The sequence below is a fragment of the Rhodococcus sp. IEGM 1318 genome, from assembly GCF_033142465.1.
In the GTDB taxonomy this organism is placed as follows: domain Bacteria; phylum Actinomycetota; class Actinomycetes; order Mycobacteriales; family Mycobacteriaceae; genus Rhodococcus_F; species Rhodococcus_F qingshengii_B.
In genome coordinates this window covers 1-19,265 of record NZ_JAWLSC010000031.1, presented here as the reverse complement: position 1 = coordinate 19,265, position 19,265 = coordinate 1, and the positions used below count along the sequence as shown (strand labels likewise).

16 protein-coding genes and 1 pseudogene are annotated in these 19,265 nt (G+C 59.9%); 9 read left to right on the top strand and 8 right to left on the bottom strand.

Annotated features, from left to right (window positions below; all coding sequences use genetic code 11):
* A partial coding sequence (locus R4P65_RS32260; protein ID WP_317829580.1) for an ArsA-related P-loop ATPase occupies positions 1-744 on the top strand: 744 nt, incomplete at its 5' end.
* 28 nt (positions 745-772) lie between these two features.
* On the opposite strand, the gene R4P65_RS32255 is transcribed toward R4P65_RS32260, so the two are convergent.
* From R4P65_RS32255 to R4P65_RS32240, 4 genes are all read right to left on the bottom strand, one after another.
* Positions 773-1,177 (bottom strand): hypothetical protein, encoded by a 405-nt coding sequence (locus tag R4P65_RS32255; protein ID WP_054186482.1) that lies wholly within the window; start codon positions 1,175-1,177, stop codon positions 773-775.
* Entirely contained in the window at positions 1,174-2,895 is a 1,722-nt protein-coding gene (locus R4P65_RS32250; protein WP_317829579.1) for a hypothetical protein, read from the bottom strand. The genes R4P65_RS32255 and R4P65_RS32250 overlap by 4 nt, the downstream gene beginning before the upstream one ends.
* Positions 2,896-3,227: 332 nt before the next feature.
* Complete coding sequence (locus tag R4P65_RS32245) at positions 3,228-5,075, bottom strand: hypothetical protein (protein ID WP_317829578.1); 1,848 nt, start codon at positions 5,073-5,075, stop codon at positions 3,228-3,230.
* Positions 5,072-6,394 carry a tyrosine-type recombinase/integrase gene (locus R4P65_RS32240; protein WP_193604834.1) on the bottom strand — a complete coding sequence of 441 codons (1,323 nt, stop codon included), beginning with the start codon at positions 6,392-6,394 and terminating at the stop codon, positions 5,072-5,074. The genes R4P65_RS32245 and R4P65_RS32240 overlap by 4 nt, the downstream gene beginning before the upstream one ends.
* A 209-nt stretch (positions 6,395-6,603) precedes the next feature.
* On the opposite strand from R4P65_RS32240, the gene R4P65_RS32235 reads away from it, so the two are divergent.
* Complete coding sequence (locus R4P65_RS32235; RefSeq protein ID WP_317829577.1) at positions 6,604-6,795, top strand: hypothetical protein; 192 nt, start codon at positions 6,604-6,606, stop codon at positions 6,793-6,795.
* Between the two features lie 225 nt (positions 6,796-7,020).
* The gene (locus R4P65_RS32230) at positions 7,021-7,431 is read left to right on the top strand and encodes a hypothetical protein (RefSeq protein WP_317829576.1); all 411 of its coding nucleotides are present in this window, start codon (positions 7,021-7,023) and stop codon (positions 7,429-7,431) included.
* Positions 7,432-7,494: 63 nt separating this feature from the next.
* Here R4P65_RS32230 and R4P65_RS32225 read toward each other — a convergent pair.
* The 3 genes and pseudogenes from R4P65_RS32225 to R4P65_RS32215 form a co-directional block, all read right to left on the bottom strand.
* A pseudogene (locus R4P65_RS32225) lies at positions 7,495-8,506 on the bottom strand (IS481 family transposase).
* Between the two features lie 182 nt (positions 8,507-8,688).
* Entirely contained in the window at positions 8,689-9,870 is a 1,182-nt protein-coding gene (locus R4P65_RS32220; protein ID WP_317829575.1) for an amidohydrolase, read from the bottom strand.
* Positions 9,867-11,216, bottom strand: a complete 1,350-nt coding sequence (locus tag R4P65_RS32215; RefSeq protein ID WP_317829574.1) for an MFS transporter — start codon at positions 11,214-11,216, stop codon at positions 9,867-9,869. Before R4P65_RS32215 ends, R4P65_RS32220 begins: the two co-directional genes overlap by 4 nt.
* 198 nt (positions 11,217-11,414) lie before the next feature.
* On the opposite strand from R4P65_RS32215, the gene R4P65_RS32210 reads away from it, so the two are divergent.
* From R4P65_RS32210 to R4P65_RS32185, 6 genes are all read left to right on the top strand, one after another.
* Positions 11,415-12,494 carry a CapA family protein gene (locus R4P65_RS32210; RefSeq protein WP_317829573.1) on the top strand — a complete coding sequence of 360 codons (1,080 nt, stop codon included), beginning with the start codon at positions 11,415-11,417 and terminating at the stop codon, positions 12,492-12,494.
* Positions 12,491-13,480 (top strand): asparaginase, encoded by a 990-nt coding sequence (locus R4P65_RS32205; protein ID WP_317829572.1) that lies wholly within the window; start codon positions 12,491-12,493, stop codon positions 13,478-13,480. The genes R4P65_RS32210 and R4P65_RS32205 overlap by 4 nt, the downstream gene beginning before the upstream one ends.
* Before the next feature lie 65 nt (positions 13,481-13,545).
* Positions 13,546-14,232 (top strand): GntR family transcriptional regulator, encoded by a 687-nt coding sequence (locus R4P65_RS32200; protein ID WP_317829571.1) that lies wholly within the window; start codon positions 13,546-13,548, stop codon positions 14,230-14,232.
* A gap of 64 nt (positions 14,233-14,296) precedes the next feature.
* A complete protein-coding gene (locus R4P65_RS32195; RefSeq protein WP_411742620.1) occupies positions 14,297-15,670 on the top strand; it encodes an aspartate ammonia-lyase in 1,374 nt (457 codons plus the stop codon).
* Entirely contained in the window at positions 15,667-16,596 is a 930-nt protein-coding gene (locus tag R4P65_RS32190) for a polysaccharide deacetylase family protein (protein WP_317829569.1), read from the top strand. Before R4P65_RS32195 ends, R4P65_RS32190 begins: the two co-directional genes overlap by 4 nt.
* 597 nt (positions 16,597-17,193) lie before the next feature.
* Positions 17,194-17,529 (top strand): hypothetical protein, encoded by a 336-nt coding sequence (locus R4P65_RS32185; protein WP_317829568.1) that lies wholly within the window; start codon positions 17,194-17,196, stop codon positions 17,527-17,529.
* A gap of 189 nt (positions 17,530-17,718) precedes the next feature.
* On the opposite strand, the gene R4P65_RS32180 is transcribed toward R4P65_RS32185, so the two are convergent.
* Positions 17,719-18,348, bottom strand: coding sequence for a hypothetical protein (locus R4P65_RS32180; RefSeq protein ID WP_317829567.1), 630 nt, complete (start codon positions 18,346-18,348; stop codon positions 17,719-17,721).
* Positions 18,349-19,265: the final 917 nt, after the last annotated feature.

The window sequence follows — 19,265 nt, the reverse complement described above, 5'->3', positions numbered from 1 at the left end:
GTCGGCAAGACCACCATCGCCGCCGCGATCGCTGTCGCCCTCGCCGAACGCGGCCACCAGGTGCACCTGACAACCACGGACCCGGCCGCACACCTGACCGAGACCTTGAACGGGGAACTCGACAACCTCCAGGTCTCCCGCATCGATCCCGCCGAAGCCACCGAGCAGTACCGAACCCGCGTCTTGACCACCAAAGGCAAGAACCTCGACGAACGCGGCCGCGCCAACCTCGCCGAAGACCTTCGATCGCCGTGCACGGAGGAAGTGGCGGTCTTCCAAGCGTTTTCGCGGGTCATCCACGAATCGAGCCGCAAATTCGTCGTCGTCGACACTGCCCCGACAGGGCACACCTTGTTGCTCCTTGACGCCACCGGCTCCTACCACCGGGAAATCGCCCGACAGATGGGTGAGAACACGAACTTCACCACCCCACTCATGCGGCTCCAGGACCCGGACGCCACGAAGGTCCTGCTCGTGACCCTCGCTGAAACCACCCCCGTCCTCGAAGCCGCCGGTCTGCAAGCCGACCTGCAACGCGCAGGAATTCGCCCTTGGGCGTGGGTGGTCAACAACTCCCTCGCCGCAGCCGAACCTACTTCGCCGCTCCTGCAGCAGCGCGCAGCCGGTGAGATCGCCGAAATCGGCAGCATCACAAACAAATACAGCCAGCGAACCGCCATCGTCCCGATGCTCGCCGAAGAACCCGTCGGCACAGACGCATTGGCGGCGTTGAGCAAGGCCTAACAGGAGTGCGGAATCGACTTCTGGCTGGTCATTTACGGGGGCTGGATATGGTGGCGACGGCCGTGCGTTGATGGAGCTCCGTGCGAAGTTGGTGCGCTTCGAGGCTGAGTTGCTGGATTTGTGACGAAGCTAGAGCGACTTGTTCGGTGAGTTCGCGATTACGCGTGCGGAGCTTCCGGTTCTCGAGTTCGAGATTCTGGATGTGATTGGGTGGCGCCGCGAGTGTGGGCGTACTGCGGTCGGTCTGCCGGTGCTTCGTCAGCACCTCGACTGTCTCTGGAAAATTGCGCCTCAGGGTGGTGTTCGCGATGCCGAGGCGGCGGGCGAGAGCAAGAGCACTGGGCAGGACTCCACGTTCGGCCGATTCGGCCAGTAACGCGGCAAGCTCCACGGATACAACTGCCGTGGTTGGCAATCCGCTGGGCGGGGTCATCGTGGGTCCGGGCGGTGGCGGTCGACGAATGCGTGAATCTGTGAGGCCCGTTCGGAGAGTTGGCTGTGTAGGAGCGGTGGGAGTGTGGGACGTTCACGAAGGGTGGCCGCGATTTTCTCGGCCTCTGCGTTCAGTTTCGTGAGGTTGCCGACCGTGAGCGCGACGTTCGTGCAGGCGAGCGGTTGACAGTGATCGAGCTGCGGAACTGCGCTCTTGTCGGCGCTGCTGTTCAGACACAGCGCTTTTCGGACATCGAAGACACATGTTGCGTATTCGCCTGGGTAGATGGCTCCGGCTTTGCCTTTCAGTACACGTGCGAGCCGTTTGGGGTCGGTGATCACAGCCCCGGTGAACTGGGGATGGCCGGCCAGCGCCGCGAGTCGTGTTGCGCCTTCTGCTGCGGCTGGACCGGTCAACGGGGTGTGGGCGTGTTGATCGATCATGGCCATAAGATCGTTGCCTCTCAGTAGCGCATGCTCAGCTTCGACCTCCGCACGGAAACCTGAATCTGAGGTTCCGGCGTATCCTTCGAACATTTGAATGCTCAAGTGGCGGTATGCGATCGCGCCCGCTACGGCTCCACCGGGTTGTCGGGCAATGAACCAGGCAAGTGTTCGTCGGAACTGTCGGGTGGACAGTATCCATGGTGCGCCGTTCACCGTGGGAACGATGTCGGTGCGTCCGTGGTCGGCGCAGTAGTTGTTGATCCAGCTGCACAGATCGTTGAGCTGCACATTGGTGGCGCAGGTGGTAAAAACTCGATTGGGGCGGAAACCACTGGCTTCGTCGCGCGATTGGGTGAGAAAGGTGAATAGATACTCGGTGCCTGGCCGGCGTAGTTCGGTGAGGACGTCGATGGCGCGGGCCACTGGCGCGCCGACTGTCCATGTGGCGTCGACGCCGTGTGGATCTTTGGCGCCCTTGAAGGCTGTGCCGGAAACTGTCCATCGGTATGGGGTTCCGTCGGATCTTCGGAGAACCGTGACGCAGCCGGGTCGCAGGCTTTTGACTTCACTTTCGCGCATGCCGGACAGATAGGCGACAAGGACGTAGCAGGCGGTGAGGAGCATCCGTGAGAGCACTCTCGCGGACTTGCTCGGATGGTTGTTTGCGCAGATCCCGTTGGTCCACGGCTTTTCGTCGAGTCTCCCCGAGATGGTTATAGGAAACCATGTGTACGGATCGACGCCGACCAGCTTTTCGGCAGCGGCGATCGATTCCCACTGTTCAGGTCTTCGGATGTCGCTGATGCCGGCCTCCGCGGCGAGGAGTGATCGGTTCACTCCTCGCCTCGTACCGGGTAGGGGTTGTCCAGTTCGGATGTAGCGATCGAGGACCTCCGTCAGGGCTGCGTGTGCTCCGGAGTTTCGGCCAAGAGCGGAGGGCTTGGTTCGGTTCTTGATGGGCCCGCTGTGTTCGAGGGCGGTCAGGATGTCGGGTGCGAAATCGTCGACGAATCTCAACGACCATGCAATGAGCGGACCGAGTACCTGTTCAGGGATGCGAGGGGTGATGTTTTCCGCGCGTGAGCGCGATTGCTGGGACCATCCCTCGGCTGCGTACTGAGGGTCGAAGTTGAGGGGCTCGGTCAGGGCGCTTCGATACCGCCACAGCATGCGCACTGCGCGTCGGGCGTTCTCGCGGTGGCCGGTGTCGGGGACATCGGCGAGTAGGAAGAGGGCGTAGTTTCCGAGCATCTCGGGAGACAGGGCGGCCAACGAAATTCTGGGACACGTGCCATCGGCCCAGATTAGAAACCGTTTAACCTGTGGAAACAGAGCGGTGACGGTGCCCATGGCCAGGCGATACTCTCCCGGCGGTAACGGTCCCGATAAGAGGGCGGCGAAAAGCTCTTTCGCGGTGCGCTGTTGACGGGCGGGGATGGTGGTGAAATCCAAACGCTCCGAACTCAGATGCGATTGCAGCTGGGCGGCGTCGAGTCGCCACACCATGTCCGCGTATCGAGGAAGGCGATCATCGGGGATATCGGGGCGTAGCGGCCGCCCTGTGAGTACATGGGGGCCTGTATCGCAGTGGGGTTGTGGTTCGGTCATGGGATGTCCCAGGGTTGTTCGACGAGGTCGAGAAGAGCATCGGCAGGCTTGATCAACTCGGCGTGCGAGACTTGTCCCGGCGTAAATTTGGGCAGAATCTCGTGGTCGATGGTCACCCACACGGGTCCGTAGCGGCTCCACCAGTCGGACTCCGATAGCACCGATCGCCGTTCGTCGAGCGCCTGCCGCAAGCCGAGCACAGCGGGAAGGTGACTTGAGGTGATGACGCAGTTCCCGCAGTGGAAGCAGTCGAGAAATGTTGTGCGACGACATATTCGGCCGGTCGCAGGGTGAGCGTCGGGGTCAGTGCAACCATTCCAGGGTGCCTCATGATCCGCAGGGACTGCCGCTTCCGGAACTACCTTCAGCGAGCCGCCCGCGGCCGCAAGTGCGCGAACATGGGCATCGAGCGCAGCGCTCTCGGCTTCGGCGATGGCAGCGGTGAGAGTTTCGGCGCTCCATTCTGCTGCCGAAGCGTCCCCTCGAAGGTAATTCCCAAATAGCACTTCCACACTGTTCGAGCGTGCTGCAGAGGGCAGATGACCGCCCAACCTCTTGACTCTGGCAACTTCGATAGTGGTCCGGATCCGGCCGAACGTCACCGTCAACGGCCGTCCCACCTCCGTTTCGCTCGGCGGATCTGTGAGCAGTGAATGCCCCGCCGCCCATTCGCTGGGCATGAGGGGTGGGTCGGACAAAGATGCGCGAAACGGACTCATGTGTTCAGCAATGCCGGAGATGCCGCCTGCGATTCCGTTTCGCCAGATCGACCACAGCGCAGTCGAATCCGTGTACGTTCGCCCGCGGGTCATCAATCGGTGCAGTAGCAGGTACAGCCCTCCCGGTGTGTCGAGTTCCCGATGCGGTGGACCGATTTCCCAGGTGACGGTTTCATGCCAGTGCTGATCGCCCCGACGACGTTTCGTCAGCTGTATTTGCACGGCCGTTCCTTCCAGGATCTGGTGTTCGGCTGGTAAATCTTTGAGAGTTTCCACATTCCGGCCGGTCAGCGCGATCAGGAGAATGAGGATCGGAACGAGATCCCTCTTCAGGAGGAACAGTTGTTCTGCCTGGGCGAGTCTGCGCCGCCACGTCATAGACGGTCCGGCCGGGGAACGCGGAACGATTCCGGTGCTGGCGATCTTTCGTAGTTTCGCCCTATCTATAGCGGACAAGGACTTTTCGGTGGACTTGGGATTGTTACCGGCAAGAATTCGTTCCGAAAACTCGATTCGTGACCGGGTTGCCGAGACGTCAGCGCGTGCAGCGCCGAGGATTCGCGTGAATTCTCCATCCGAGTATCCGGACGCATTCAGTTTTCTGAACTTCGGAACCGAACGGGCCAGAGCAGCGTGGATGTCGGGGGCGATCATCTCGCGCAACGGAGGTTCGATCAATACTCGCCGCAAAATTGTCTGGCACTCCAGCGATCGGTTGATACTGGCCACAGATGCTCGCTGCCGGAGATACCCCTGGACATGCCGCAGCGTGAGAGCGGACGGTACTGCTGGCGAATCGGGAACCAAGTCGAGATACCGCAGAAACGAGGAGAGGAGCAGCCAGATCGAACGCGCGGACGCTTCTGTCCGCAATGTTCCGGTCGGACCTGTGCGTCGGGCGAATGCATCGAGTGCCGGTCCGTGCCAGCCGGGCATGGGCCACTTGTCGGCGGAGAACGTCCGTGTCCGTCCGTCATCTCCGATGAACTGGACCGATGTGGTGCTCGCAGCGTCGGCCGGAGCAGATGCGGTCGACGGTTCGTGGCGTGGTGAAATTTCATACTGACCCGTGGGTGTCTTCGATGGTTGACCGGTATGAGTTCCGGCACCCGTGCGGGGTTTCACTGCGAGGCATTCGTGTTCGAGGCCAATGGATTTGGCGGCGCTGGCGGTTCCTCCCAATCGTCAGGCACCAATGCCATCCGGGTCTCCATTTCCAGCTCGGCGAGGGTGTGAAGGTAAATCATCGTTGTGGTGATCGAGCGATGTCCCATACGGCGCCGAACCCAGTCGAGGGGATCGCCGAAAATTCGTGTGTAGTGGCCACGTTGTTCCGCAGTCTGTTCGCGCAATGCCGCGATATGGCCGCGTTGAAGTTGTTCGAGGGTTACCACCGCAAAGGTATGGCGCAACATGTGTGGGTGCACGCGCAGGGGCATACCGACGTCGGCGCACCGGACGTTGGCCTCGTGGAACAGACCCTTCCACCTCGACACCGACACTGGCATTCCTCGTTCCGTCAGCCAGAACGAGGCGGGTTCCAATCCGCGATCACCGGCGATGTATAGGCGGCGCCGGTCGGTGTGGTCCAGATTGGAGACCTTTACGCGTGCCTTGACGCCGGCGTTCGTGTAGTCGACAGCGATAGGTTGGGCAGGGTCCTCGACGACGAGCGGGCGAGCGATTTTGTCGTACCGTCCGTGTGCGCGAGCGTCGTCGATAATCTGGCGGCGATCGATATCGCGGTAGTTGATCAGTTCTCTGACGATGGATTCCGGTATGTACACCCATCTGGTCGAGGAGCCTTTGGCGATGGCTACCGGGAGTCGGAAGCGCTGATAGGACACGGGCTGGTGCTCGGTGGGCAGGTCGAAGACCGTAAGTGCGGACTGCTCGGCGAGGCGTAGTCCGGTTCGCACCATGAGATCGCAGAACACCGCATTACGCGTCGCCCAGCGTCCGCGGAATGCGGGGCGAGGGAGACCGTCCGCGTTCATACCCTTCATTCCGGTGTCTCTCCATCGCCGATAAGAGGCTTGCGGAATCCACTCGATGTTGTCCCGGTTGACATCTCGCGAATAGGTCGTGGGACTACTTCCTTGATCGTCGATGCGGCCCGGGGTATGAGAGCGACCACTACGGGCATGGTGCGGGATCGGGTTCGCGGCGACGAATCCCTTGCGCACTGCCCAGCGATAGAAGTTGTTGACTGCCGCGACTTCTCGGTTCCAAGTTGCTCCGGACACTCGTGGGCCGGAAGCATCGCGCCGTCGCCAGACCAGGTAAGCGACATGGTCGTCCTCATTCGCATCACGCCATGAGATACCGCTCCGCGCTGAGGTGAGAAATGAAAGGAACGCGGCGATGTTGCGTGCATAGCCCTGCTGGCTGATCGGTGACATCGTGACGAAACTCGGGTTTCGGAAGTACGAATTGAGGTCCACGTCGTACTCGAACGACGGAGACAACAAAAACGGTGAACCGGGAAACGGGTCTTCTGGAAAGAAAATTCTTACGGCACCCTCCGGTGCACCGTAATCCGAGGGACGGGCTACACGAGTTTCGGTGATACACACTCGCCAGGAAGACAACAGCATCTCGGTTTCCCCTCTGCGGTCAATGACCGACGGTACACAAGCTCGGCGGGGTAACCGTGCGCGTCACCGATGCCGGCGGAACCAATCTCGTCGAGATCGACATGCTGGTGACCGCCGACGCCATCACCGAAGTGCCGGCCATAGGGATCCGGCCAATGGCGTCGGGTCAGGTCCGGTTGCGGCTCGCAATCACGTCAGAGAGTTGCTGCACGTGGGCGGGGTCCGCGTCCCGGGCAAGGGCGACGTAGTGGTCCATAACGGCTGGCCGGTAGCGCACGGGCAACGTCTGTCCCGGGGCGCTCCATCGCGATTCAGTGCTGCAGCTGGCGCGCATAATCATCTGCTGAACGTGCCTCAACTATCGTCGGTGATGCGTTGACCTGTTGAGACCAAGATCGTTTCTCGGACGCAGTCGGACTACCAGTATCGGTAAGTTCGGCCGTTACTCGTGGGGGTATGGCAAGGTGGCCATCGTGACGGCACTCGGCATACAGCAGCAGGATAATTCGGCTGAACGTATGGTTTCGCACGCGATCGGCGTTGGGCGGATTCTGTGGGGTGCGACCACCGCGATCGCATCGAAGCAGGTCTACAACGCGTTGGGCATTGCCTACCCTGGCAGTGATCTGGGCGTGTGGATTAAGGCGTTCGGTGTGCGTGACATCGTCCTGGGTGCTGCTGCGCTGCATCCGGATTCGACGGTGCGGCGGGCGACCTTGCGGGCCGGGATCGCGATGGACTTGGTCGACGCTGTCGTGGTGGCTGACGCCGCTCGTCGCGGGTTACCTCGCAAAGCCGCAATGGTAGGCGTTGCGCTTGCCGGAGGAACTGCTGCATTCGCTGCCTTTGGTCCCACCCTGGTTCGTGCCTTGCGCAATCAGTGAGTGTGCGGGCTTGTTATGACGGCTTAATGAACCGAGTCCGGAGAAGAACTCTGAACCCGACCGCTAGCTGTATGAGGCGCGGACGTTGGTGACGCGGTGCCGGCGGTAAGCGGCGGGCGGTCGTCCTTCGCGTGTTGAATGCGGTCGGTGATAATTCTAGCGAACATTCCACACCTCGACGGCAGTGCGCCGCTGGGCTTCGCTGGTGTATTCGCGGGAGTAGAGCAGTTCTTCGGCGAGGATGCGGTTGTAGCGTTCGACTTTCCCGTTGTGTTTCGGTGTGTATGGCCTGATGCGGTAATGCCGCGCTTCGCGGAGTGAAGCGGTGAAATCTGCTGCCCGGTAGCATGATCCGTTGTCGGTGATCACCCGTTCGATCCGGTTGATGCCGTGTACGGCGAAGAAGAGTCGGGCGTTGTTCATGAAACCGATGGCCGTTGCGGCGGTTTCGTCATCGTGTGCTTCGGTGTACGCCAGACGAGTGTTCCCGTCGATCGCGGAATGCAAATAGGTGTAGCCGACGCGGCCCTGCTTGTTCTTCGTTTTCCGACGCTGTGATCGTTTGGCCTGCTCGGAACCTCGCCCATGGACGCGCCAACCTCCGCCGTCAGGGATGCGGCCGACTTTCTTCACATCGACGTGCACCATCTGACCGGGCCGTTCCGCGGCGATGACCTGGGGATTGCGGTTCGTTCTCGCCGTTCGGGTCGATGAACCGGCGGCGATTGAGACCGAGATCCCGCAGGATTTTCGTGACCGTCCGGCGAGCAATGGTGATGCCGTCGGTGCGCAACTCGAACGTGATCCGTGAGGGAAGACCATTTCCGGGTCCGTCGCATCGCTTCGATCTCGGCCACGATCTCTGCGGCGGTGGCGGTGGGTTGATGGTTCGGAGTGCTGGATCGGTCCTGTAATCCCAGGTCACCGTACTTGCGGTACCGGTTGACCCACGTGGAGGCGCACTGGCGGGAGATACCCATCTCGGCGGCTACGTGGGCGATCGGACGACTCTGGCACCGCTTGACACGAGTCGTCGTCTTCCCTCGACAGTCAGCGGAGCATTACGGTGTGTCACATGGCTGGTCCCTTTGCTGTTGATGGTCTGTTTCGCAACTTCCATCCTGCCGCGAAGGGCCAGCCCATCTACTTCAATTCAGCGTCAGCAACGTCCATACCCACAACATCTGGCACCGAAAACGAGGGCCGACCCTCACCGGCCGGCCCTCGTTTTTCACTTGGGCCTCAGTTCTTGTCAGGTCAGGTCTGCGGCGCCAGTTGCTGCTCGACAAGCCGGGCGAGAACAATCGCGCCGGTAGGGAGGGCATCGTCGTCGAAATCATAAGTTGTCGAATGCAGTGGTTTCGATTCCTTCCCACCGTCGCCGTTCCCCAGGAAGAAGTAGGCGCCTTCTACTTCTTCGAGCATGAACGCGAAGTCCTCCGAGGTCATCGCTGGGGTTTGTCGATGTACGCGATCAGCGCCGACGGTCTCGACTGCGGCTTGTCGAACCGCACCTACACCGGCAGCCCAGTTCAGCGTCGCCGGGTACTTGCGTTCGAATATCAACGATGCAGTCACGTTCGGCTCGTGTGCGGCTGCCCGTACGAGCAATTCGATTCCGGACTCCACTCGATCGACGACACTCGTGTCGAAGGCCCGGACAGTCCCACGCAGCCGCACCTGCGTCGGAAACGCGTTGACTGTCGTGCCTCCGTCAAAAGTGGTCACTGCCAACGTGATCGGATTCATTGGATCGATACGTTCGAGGCGTATCCGTCGAATTCTTTCGATCATGTGGCATGCCAGGCCCACAAGATCGGCGCTCCGGTGTGGAAAGGCGACGTGGCCCCCAGGTCCTTCGAGTGTGATCTCGAAATCATTAGTGGACGCCATCACTCCGCCTTCCGAAACAGCGATGTCCCCGCTGGGTAAGCCTGGCCAATTGTGCAACGCGTAGATTGCATCCATCGGGCAACGCTCGAAGAGTCCGTCTTCGATCATCCGCTTGGCTCCCGCACCTCCTTCTTCAGCCGGCTGAAAAACGAAGTAGACAGTTCCGTCGAATTTGCTGTATCGAGCGAGGTAGTCCGCGGCACACAGCAGGGTGGCCACGTGACCGTCGTGCCCGCACGCGTGCATCACCCCTGGGACGGAGCTCGAGTATGGGCGCCCACTTGTTTCCTCGATGGCTAGCGCGTCCATGTCTGCTCGTAGGCCAAGTGATTTCGCAGAAGTTCCACGTCGAAGTGCCGCAACCAGCCCTGTTCCTGCCAAATCTGCAACTACCGGGATGCCTAACTCGCTCAGCTTATGTCGCACCACCGACGCCGTACGGTATTCGCTGTACTTGAGCTCGGGGTGTGCATGGAGGTCTCGGCGGATTGCGACGTAGTCGTCGATCGAACTACCAATGATCTCCGAAATGCCCTGTGTGCTCACGCTTTCAGCTCTTCTGCGTAGCCTGTTCTCACGTTGGGGATTTTGGTGAACACCAACAACGCTGCCACCGTCATCATCATGCCCACCCCGAGTAGTCCCCAGAAGATGCTGCCTGTGCGGGTTTCCACCAAGCCAAGAGCATAGGGCGCGACGAATCCGCCGAGGTTTCCGAAGGAATTGATGATCGCGATCGCGCCTGCGGCCGCCGTCCCCGTGTACATGAGATTGGGAATCTGCCAGAACGTCGGCAACGTGCTGTACGCGCCCACCAGCGCGCAACCAAATGCCACCACGGCGACCGCCGGAACCGATGTCCAGACGAAGGCGAGAACAAAGAACGCCGCGGCACCGAACAGAAGGGAGGTGATGGTGCACCGACGTGGATCTCCGTTGCGATCAGACCAGTAGCCGTTCAGCACCATCCCGGCTGCACCGAACAGTGAGATGGCCGAGATGATCCAGCCGATCGTTCCGATGCTGAAGGAGGTGAGCGTCTTGATGATCGTCGGTCCCCAGAACGCGACGGTTGCGTTTCCGATGATCGTGCAGAAGTAGATGCCGGTGAAAACCCAGAGTCGCCGGTCTCGGAGTACCTCACGCAGAGATTCACTCCTCTCACTGTGCTTGTTCGCATCCGCTTGCAGATCTGCGATGACTGCGTTCTTTTCCGCTGCGGTCAGCCACTTCGCCTGATGCGGATGGTCCGTCAGATAGAACAGCACCACGACGCCCGCGACAGCGGTGGGGATTCCTTCACCCAGGAAGATCCACTGCCAGCCACTGAGTCCGAGTGCACCGTCGAAGTGTGTCATCAAGAAGGCGGCGAGCGGCCCTCCGATGACACCCGACAGAGCGGACGCGGACATGAAAAACCCGAAGATTTTGGCTCGGCGTTTGGCCGGAAACCACAACGTCAGATAGACGATGATGCCCGGATAGAAGCCTGCTTCGAAGGCCCCCAGTAGGAAGCGGACTGCGTAGAACTGCCAAGGAGTCTGGACGAGCGAAGTCAGTGCGCACACCAACCCCCATCCGATCACGATGCGCGCGATGGTCTTTCGTGCGCCGATCTTCTGCATGTACAGATTGCTCGGCACTTCGAAGATCAAGTAACCGATGTAGAAGATGCCGGCCCCAAGACCGTAGACGGCGGCACTGAAACCGAGATCAACCTGCATCTCGAGTTTGGCAAAACTGATGTTAGCGCGGTCCATCCACGCGAGAACCCATAAGAACATCACGAACGGAAGGATCCGCCAAGCGATCTTGCGGTAGACGCGGTCGAGCGTCGTTTCGGACTCCGATTGCCCTTTCGGGATCGAAGACGTGGTCGTCTTTTCGGACATGTACTGCTCCTGGAACGAGGGAGGGATAGAAGTGTGCCTGCGTGCGATCGCTGCGAGCAACAGTAGATGATGCATCAGTAATACATCAGTACTTTGGTGGAATATTTTTGAATCGACACACGCTGGAAACATTTGAGTGCAAGCTGCGCTGTTGTGTGCAATTATTGGAACATCACACATGCATCAAGGAGGATTGGAATGAATCAAACGGGAACATTGTCCGCGGCTGGCGATCTCGTCGTCCGTGAACGGCTGGTCGAGGCGAACGAGAATGTCGCTGATGCGGGATATGCCGCCACGATGAAGTACCTGAACGAAGCGGACGTCACCTTCGGGTCGTGTGAAGTGCAGTTCACTGATCGCGGATACAGGACGGACTCTCCGATTGCCTACCAAGTTGATCCTGAAGTTGCGCACGATCTGGGCCGGATCGGATTCGATGTCCTGACCGTCGCAACCAATCATACGTGCGATTTCGGTGAGGTCGCGTTCGTCGATACGCTGACGAATCTGCGAAAGAGTGGGATCACGCCGGTGGGCGGTGGAAACAACCTCGATGAAGCCATGCAGCCGGTGATCACGCGAGTCGGCGATCTCGCTGTCGGAATTCTTGCGGTCTCTTGTCTTGTCCCCCCGGACTATTCAGCCACGTCCACTCGTCCGGGAATCGCTCCGATCCGAATCGACCAGTCGATCGACTTCGATCCACTGCTCATGATCATCGAACCAGGTGCACCGCTCTCCATGCGCAGTTCCGCGAGAGAGCAGGATGTGGATCGGCTACGCTCGGCAATCGTCGACCTACGTAGCCATGTCGATTTCGTGCTGGTCAGCGTTCATTTCGGCTACGGGCGCGGGGATGTGCTCGCCGAGTATCAACGACCGCTCGCCCACGCAATCGTGGAGGCCGGTGCAGATCTTGTACTGGGTAACCACACACACAGTCCCGGCCCCATCGAGATCCACAATGGAGTACCCATTGTCTATAGCTTGGGAAATCATATTGCTCAACAAGATTGGCAGGGAGCCAACGCATCCCAGCAGGCTATCTTTTCTGCCATCGACGAGTGGTCGGTAGTTGCCAGGTTCTCCCTGGAGCCTCATCACGTCCGGGGTATCGAGCTTGCCGCCACGTACTGCGACCGATCGACAGGACTCCCAGCGCTCGTCACCGCCGGCGCTCAGGCGGAAGCGGTCTTTTCTCGTATCGAACGACTGTCTGCGCCGTGGGGCACCAAACTCACGACCTTCGGCGATCGTGCAACAGTCCAACTATGACCGTTCAAGCCATTGCCGTGATCGGCACCGGGGGTACCATCGCCGGCGTCATCGACAGAACGGATGAAAATCGTTACACAGCGGCGCAGTTGACGGCGAAAGAACTTCTCGCCAGGTCGGGTGTCGCGTCCTCACATTTCGAATTGACTGCAATCGACGCGTGCGCCGTCGCCGGACAGGCAATGACCGAGAAGGACTGGATCGTCATCGGGCATACCGTATGCCGAGCTATCGAGAATGAGAATGTGGCCGGTGTCGTAGTGACAGCAGGGACCGACACCCTCGAAGAACTGGCGTACTTCTTGCACCTGACCGCCAGCGCCAGCAAACCGGTGGTCGTCGTTGGGGCTATGAGAACCCTCGACTCCCCGCGTACCGACGCGATCGAAAATCTTGAGAAGGCGGTGGCCTACGTCGAGGCGAAAGCTATCGACAACCGGAACGCCGACCCTGTAGGAACGGTCGTGGTGATGAACGGATCCGTGTTTGGCGCACGCGGTATCAGGAAGGCGCACACCACTGCCGTGAACAGTTTCCGTGCGATCGACACCACCACGTTCGACGAAATCAGCAGGACGAAGTTCGGTGGTCAGAAGGCACCCACCTCTGAGTTCGCGATCAAGCAGTACACGACCCTGCCGCTTGTCGATCTACTTTACGGCTATGCCGGCGACAACAGTCACCTCGTACGGGCCTCGGTCGAACAAGGGGTGCGTGGAATCGTGTATGGAGGAGTGGGAAACGGGAACCATCATCCCGCCGTTGACCGCGAATTGCGAAGAGCCGGAGAAGAATTTGGGGTCGTCGTGGTGCGATCGAGTCGTGTGGAGCACGGTCGAGTCGACAACTCGGGGGAGTCTGATTCGACCAGTGGATTTATAGCGGCAGGCGATCTGACGCCAGCACAAGCCCGAGTCCTGCTGACGCTCGCGTTGACAGTCACCGACAACCGCGACGAGGTCGAAAAGATCTTCGATCACTACTGACGTGGCAGGCTTCACTGACGTAGAGATGGCAAGAACGCTTCACGCTCCGACGAAACGAGAACTCAATGAATCCCACAGACAATGCAGAATCCATGTCGGAGCGTGTCTATCGCCTCATGCGCGAAGACATCATCATGGGCGAACTGGCTCCCGGTCAGTCCTTCAACGAATCGACGCTGGTCGAGCGCTTCCAGGTCAGCACGTCGCCGCTGCGTGAAGCGCTGAGTCGGCTACGCCAAGACGGACTCATCAAGGTACTTCCGCGCAAGGGCTATGTCGTAACGGAACTGACACTCAACGATTTTCACGATCTGATTCAGATGCGCCTGATCCTCGAGTCTTCTGCAGCAGAGCTAGCCGCGCCACGGACGACGTCGGAACAGATCGCAACGCTGACTCAATTGTCGACGGTGGCCATCGTCGCCGACGACCCGGACAGTCGACGCCATTTCATGCAAGCTAACCAGGAATTTCACCTCATGATCGCGGAAATCAGTGGAAACCGCCGTCTACACGCCGCTCTTGAACAGAACTTTCAGGATATTCAGCGTGTTCTCTTCGCCAACGTCGGATCGAGTGACGGTCAGACCAGCGAATCAGACCACGCACCCATCATCGATGCACTGGCGAGGCGCGACAGCGAAAAGGCCCGGCTCGCTGCAATCGTTCACGTCAAACAGTCCCGTGATCGCATTATCGACCGCATGCTTCGCCGCACCGAAGAGTTGACACTCCCCCCACTCGAACTATGACCATGAGGATCAGCCCGTGACGACGAATTCGTCAACCAGAACCGAAACCGACTCCCTCGGAACCATGCAGATCGCAGCATCTGCCTACTACGGAATCCACACCGCACGCGCGATCGACAACTTCCCGATCAGCGGCCGGAAACTGCACCACTACCGGCATCTCGTGAACTCGATCGTCGAAGTGAAACGAGCAGCAGCCACCAGCAACCTTCTGCTCGGCAAGCTGTCAGAAACGAAGGCACGAGCCATCGTTGCCGCCTGCGATGAAATCCGTGGTGGAGCGCTCCACGAACATTTCGTGGTCGACATGGTTCAAGGTGGAGCGGGCACCTCGACCAACATGAATGCCAACGAGGTTATCGCCAATCGAGCGCTCGAGCTGTTGGGGCATGATCGCGGGGAATACTTACACCTCGACCCGATCGACGACGTCAACAACGGCCAAAGCACCAACGACGTATATCCGACTGCACTGAAACTCGCCTCCCGTCGGTACATCGACGAACTCGCCACGGCGATGGAGAACCTGATCGCCGCAATGCGTGATCGTTCTCGAGCATTCGAGCACATTCGCAAGGTCGGCCGAACGCAGCTTCAGGACGCAGTGCCGATGATGCTTGGCGCCGAGTTCGCTGCCTTCGGCGTTACTCTGCACGAAGAATTCGCGCGCTTCGATTCGGTGAACGGACTACTCGGCGAGATCAATCTGGGCGGTACCGCCATCGGAACCGGAGTCAACAGTCATCCCGAGTATTCGCGCACAGTAGCTGGGCACTTGAGCGAACTCACCGGCTACCGCTTCGCCCCCGCTGCGGACCTAATCGAAGCGACCCAGGACGTCGGTGTCTTCGTTCTCGTCTCCGCCACACTCAAGCGGTGCGCGATCAAACTGTCAAAGATCTGCAACGACCTTCGGTTGCTGTCGTCAGGACCGCAACATGGACTTTCCGAAATTCGATTACCACCGGTTCAGGCCGGTTCGTCGATCATGCCAGGCAAAGTCAACCCCGTGATCCCTGAAATGGTGAACCAGGTGGCCTACGAAATCATGGGACGCGATGTCACCGTCAGCATGGCCGCCGAGGCAGGTCAGCTTCAGCTCAACGCCTTCGAACCCGTCATCGCTTTCAGTATCTTCGATTCGTTCGAGCATCTGACCGCTGCGATGTCTGTCCTGGCAGAGAGGTGCATTCGTGGAATCGAAGCAAACGAGTCCGCACTGGCCGAGCAGATGGAACGTTCGATCACTGTCGTCACTGGTTTGACGCCCTGGATCGGATACAAGAGGGCTGCGGCGATAGCCGTCGAAGCACTCGAATCCGGCCGGCGGATCGAGGACATAGTTCGTACACGGGGGTTCATGAGCGAGGCTCAATTGAGTCAGGCGTTGGGCGGAACCAACTCCGACGCGACGCCGAATCAAGTTGTAGCACTATGAGCATCGAGAAGCTCCCCTACGCTCGCGATCACGTCGGGTACGGCGAACACCCCCCGCAAACACCGTGGCCGGATGGCGCCAGAATCGCAGTCAACTTCGTTCTGAACTATGAAGAAGGGGCAGAGAGCACGCCGCTCAACGGAGACGCTCAGTCCGAGACCTATCTTCACGAGAGCCCTGGGAGCACCGCACTGGTGCGGCAAAGAAACGTGAACGTGGAGTCGATGTACGATTACGGCTCACGTTCCGGTGTCTGGCGAATTCTTCGAATCTTCGAACGCGCTCAGGTCCCTATCACCGTATTCGCCGTAGGACAGGCACTAGCGGCCAATCGGGATGTCGGCCGGGCCTTCGCCACCTGCGGCCACGAGATCGCGAGCCATCACTGGCGCTGGATCGACTACCTAGGCACCGACATCCGAATCGAGCGTGACGACATCCAACGCGCCGTCGACATCATCGAAAAACTGACCGGGAAACCGCCAGTCGGCTGGTACAGCGGCCGTGGAAGCATCAACAGTAGAGCGTTGGCCGTCGAAGCAGGGTGTTTCATCTACGACAGCGACGTTTACGACGACGACCTTCCACACTGGGCACCGAACCCGCGAGAGTCGTTGCTGTTGGTTCCCTATTCGTTGGATACCAATGACGTCAAGTTCGCTCTCTCACCGGGCTTTTCAACAGGGATCGACTTCGAGAACCATCTGCGCGACACCTTCGATTTTCTCTACGAAGAAGGCGCAACAGTTCCCAAAATGATGAGCATCGGGCTGCACTGCCGAATGGCCGGTAGACCGGGACGAGCGGCCGCACTCACCCGGTTCATCCGCTACATCCAGAGCTTTGACGACGTATGGATATGCCGACGAGAGGACATCGCTCGCCACTGGATCGAGCGCCATCCGCGACCAGATACGGAGAGGTGAAACCGGACTGCCGTTTCAGCTCCTTCGGTGCAATCTGCCCAATACTACGGCTCGAAATTGGACAGCATCCAACGAAGAAAAGGGTGTGGCCGCCACGACGCGCCGCGCAGGCCCCAGGCGGGACAACCCACGATCGCCGCAGCCGTGACGGACACGAAAAGTACCAACGACTCCGAGTCCGCACGCTCGAACGGTGGGCGAGACCGTCCGAAGAGTTTGGTGCCGTTGATAATTCGGCTTGTAGGGGATTGGTTGACGGGCCGATAGGTTTCGGTTTCGTCGTCGAATTCCCAACGGATCGCGTCGATGTCGACGTCAATGAAATCGTCGAAAGGTTCTTCCGCCGGAGGCTCCCCGGTCGCATATCGGACTGTTTTCAGCTAGGAGTTGCCGGCTCCACTGAAGGCGGCCAGGCTGAGCATAGCGACGCCGCCGCCGAGGGTGCCGCAATGCCACCGAACTCGGTGATTGCGTTGTCGAGAAGTCGTAGGTCGGAATCTGACGAACCCATATTATCTAGATCGCATACCTGCGCCAATGACATATCTACGAAAATAATTGGTAGTCAACGTTATTCAACTTTAGCAAAGGGGAGATGTGCAGGATGCTCAACTCTCGGTTTCCGCTTGGGCTGCACTCGAGGAACTCGACGTGCGTCTCATCTTGCTGGGCCGTCCAGGGTTGTGGGTGTCGAATCCGCAGCCCGGCAAGTTGTTTCGGGATTTCTACGAGTTTGCAGCGCTGCGTGGGTTGGCAGGCCCGCGATGGTCGGTACTCGCGGGGCGCGCCGTTTGCGCTTGCGTGTGCGGTGACGGGTATCAGTGGCGCGCTCGCGATCGTATCGGGTGCGGACGACGTGGCGGCTCCGTGGTTCGCGGACGTTTTGCCGGATCAACTCCGTGGACGGGTCGACCTGACCGCTTCGGATTCTGACGGAGCGGAGCGTTCTTCGCGAGGTTGGACGCAGACATCATGTGGCAGATGGCTGTCGATTCGAGCCCTGCATCCGCTCTCGCCGACTATCGGGACCCAGAATTCGAGCGCATCGATCGTCGCTGTCTGGGGGAAGTATCTCCCGGGGGCTACGCCCGTGCGGCGGCCCTGACTATGGGCTGGCCCGTTCTATCTGACGACGATCGTTGCACCGGTGGATCTTTGGCAGGCAAACAGTACATCAGTCGCTCCTTCGGCCTCGGAGGTTGCTCGTTGGCCGTATCCCCGGAGTTGTTCGCCATCTAGTGCCCGGCCCTGGCGGCTCGGTCTTGTGGACACGCCGAAACGGTCCTGCGCATCCTGCTCGGGCATATCGGCCCGCTTAGATAGCGGGAGGGTGTCGTGGTTGCCGTACACCGCGTACCACGGTACCGGCAGACCTACCGATTCGACGGGTTTGGCGATGGCGTCGCTGAGCAGTCGGGGCAACGCCGGGAATCCGTATTCTCCGAACGATCCTCCCGCCGGGTCGTCCGGCCTGTAGGCCCAGTGCGCGTCCGGCCAGGCCTGGATGCCCTCGAACGTCGTCGGCGATCCACTGTTCGGTGCGACGGGAACACCGTCGAGAATGTCGATATACCAACGTAGTTCGAGGTGTGAGTGCATGTCGGCGCTGTCGCCGGTGACAGTCGCTGCGCCGAGTGGCGCGCCGGTGACGGGGCTGATGGTGTTGTCGGCGAACGCTTTGACCATCGCAGCGGTGACATGGACGGTCAACGGGTCCTGTGGGTGGAATGCATGCAGAACCCCACGCCGCATGATCTTGGACGATCATCGGTTCGATTCGTGCCGGTGACTGTGCATCGATGACGTGCATGTCCGACAGGTGGCCGAGGTGCAGAATCGATCTCCGGGATTGCGTTCTGGCCTCTGCCGGCGCTCTGCGCAGAATGTCCAGGCGCGGCAGATGCTTCTCGCCGGGGCCTGCCCTCAGTGTGCGATACGAATGTGCGTCTCCCTCAGCACGAAGAATCGTTTCGGTCAGCGTCGAAGGAGCAGCTTCGACCGGGGCCTTTGCAAATGCCACGCGGTTGCCTAGAAGTGCGGGCGCGATACCCCAGAGCGCGGCCGACGCGGCTGTCCGACTCATGAACTGACGACGAGACAATCCGGGCATTGAACTCCTCGATTTCGGCTAGCGGAAGAATATAACGAGGTGTCAACGGTTGGCGCGACTCCATATCGACGGGATGGAATGCTACGGATTCGGGACACAACTGACAGTGCGCAGCGGAGCGAGTGCGCTTCCTGCATCCGGGTGCACTCGGGTCCCCGATGGCTGGCGACGATGGGATGGGGGAGCCGGCGAGTAGTCGCGGCATGTTCGCGGCGGCGACAGCTTGACCGGGGTCAGTTGGGGTTGCCTGACGATTCAGTATCTCAATCTCGCAGCCAGGCGCGTCCGGATCGAAAGCATGCTCCATCAGCCAGGGCACGCCTCTCAAGCTGCGCAACGACCACCACGCCTGGATGACCTTTAGGTCGACGTCAGCTCCGTAGCCGTCAATGACGTCATCGAGATGTGCCGGATGGACGAGGGTCAGTGCACGATCGCTGGCGCTCAAATAGGTACGACAAGTTGTGGGGTCGAGGAGACGATAATAAGTCGCCTGATATTATGGTGCCTAATGAAAAATCTCGTGGGTGTGAAACAAGAGCTGTTGCTGTCGCGGATC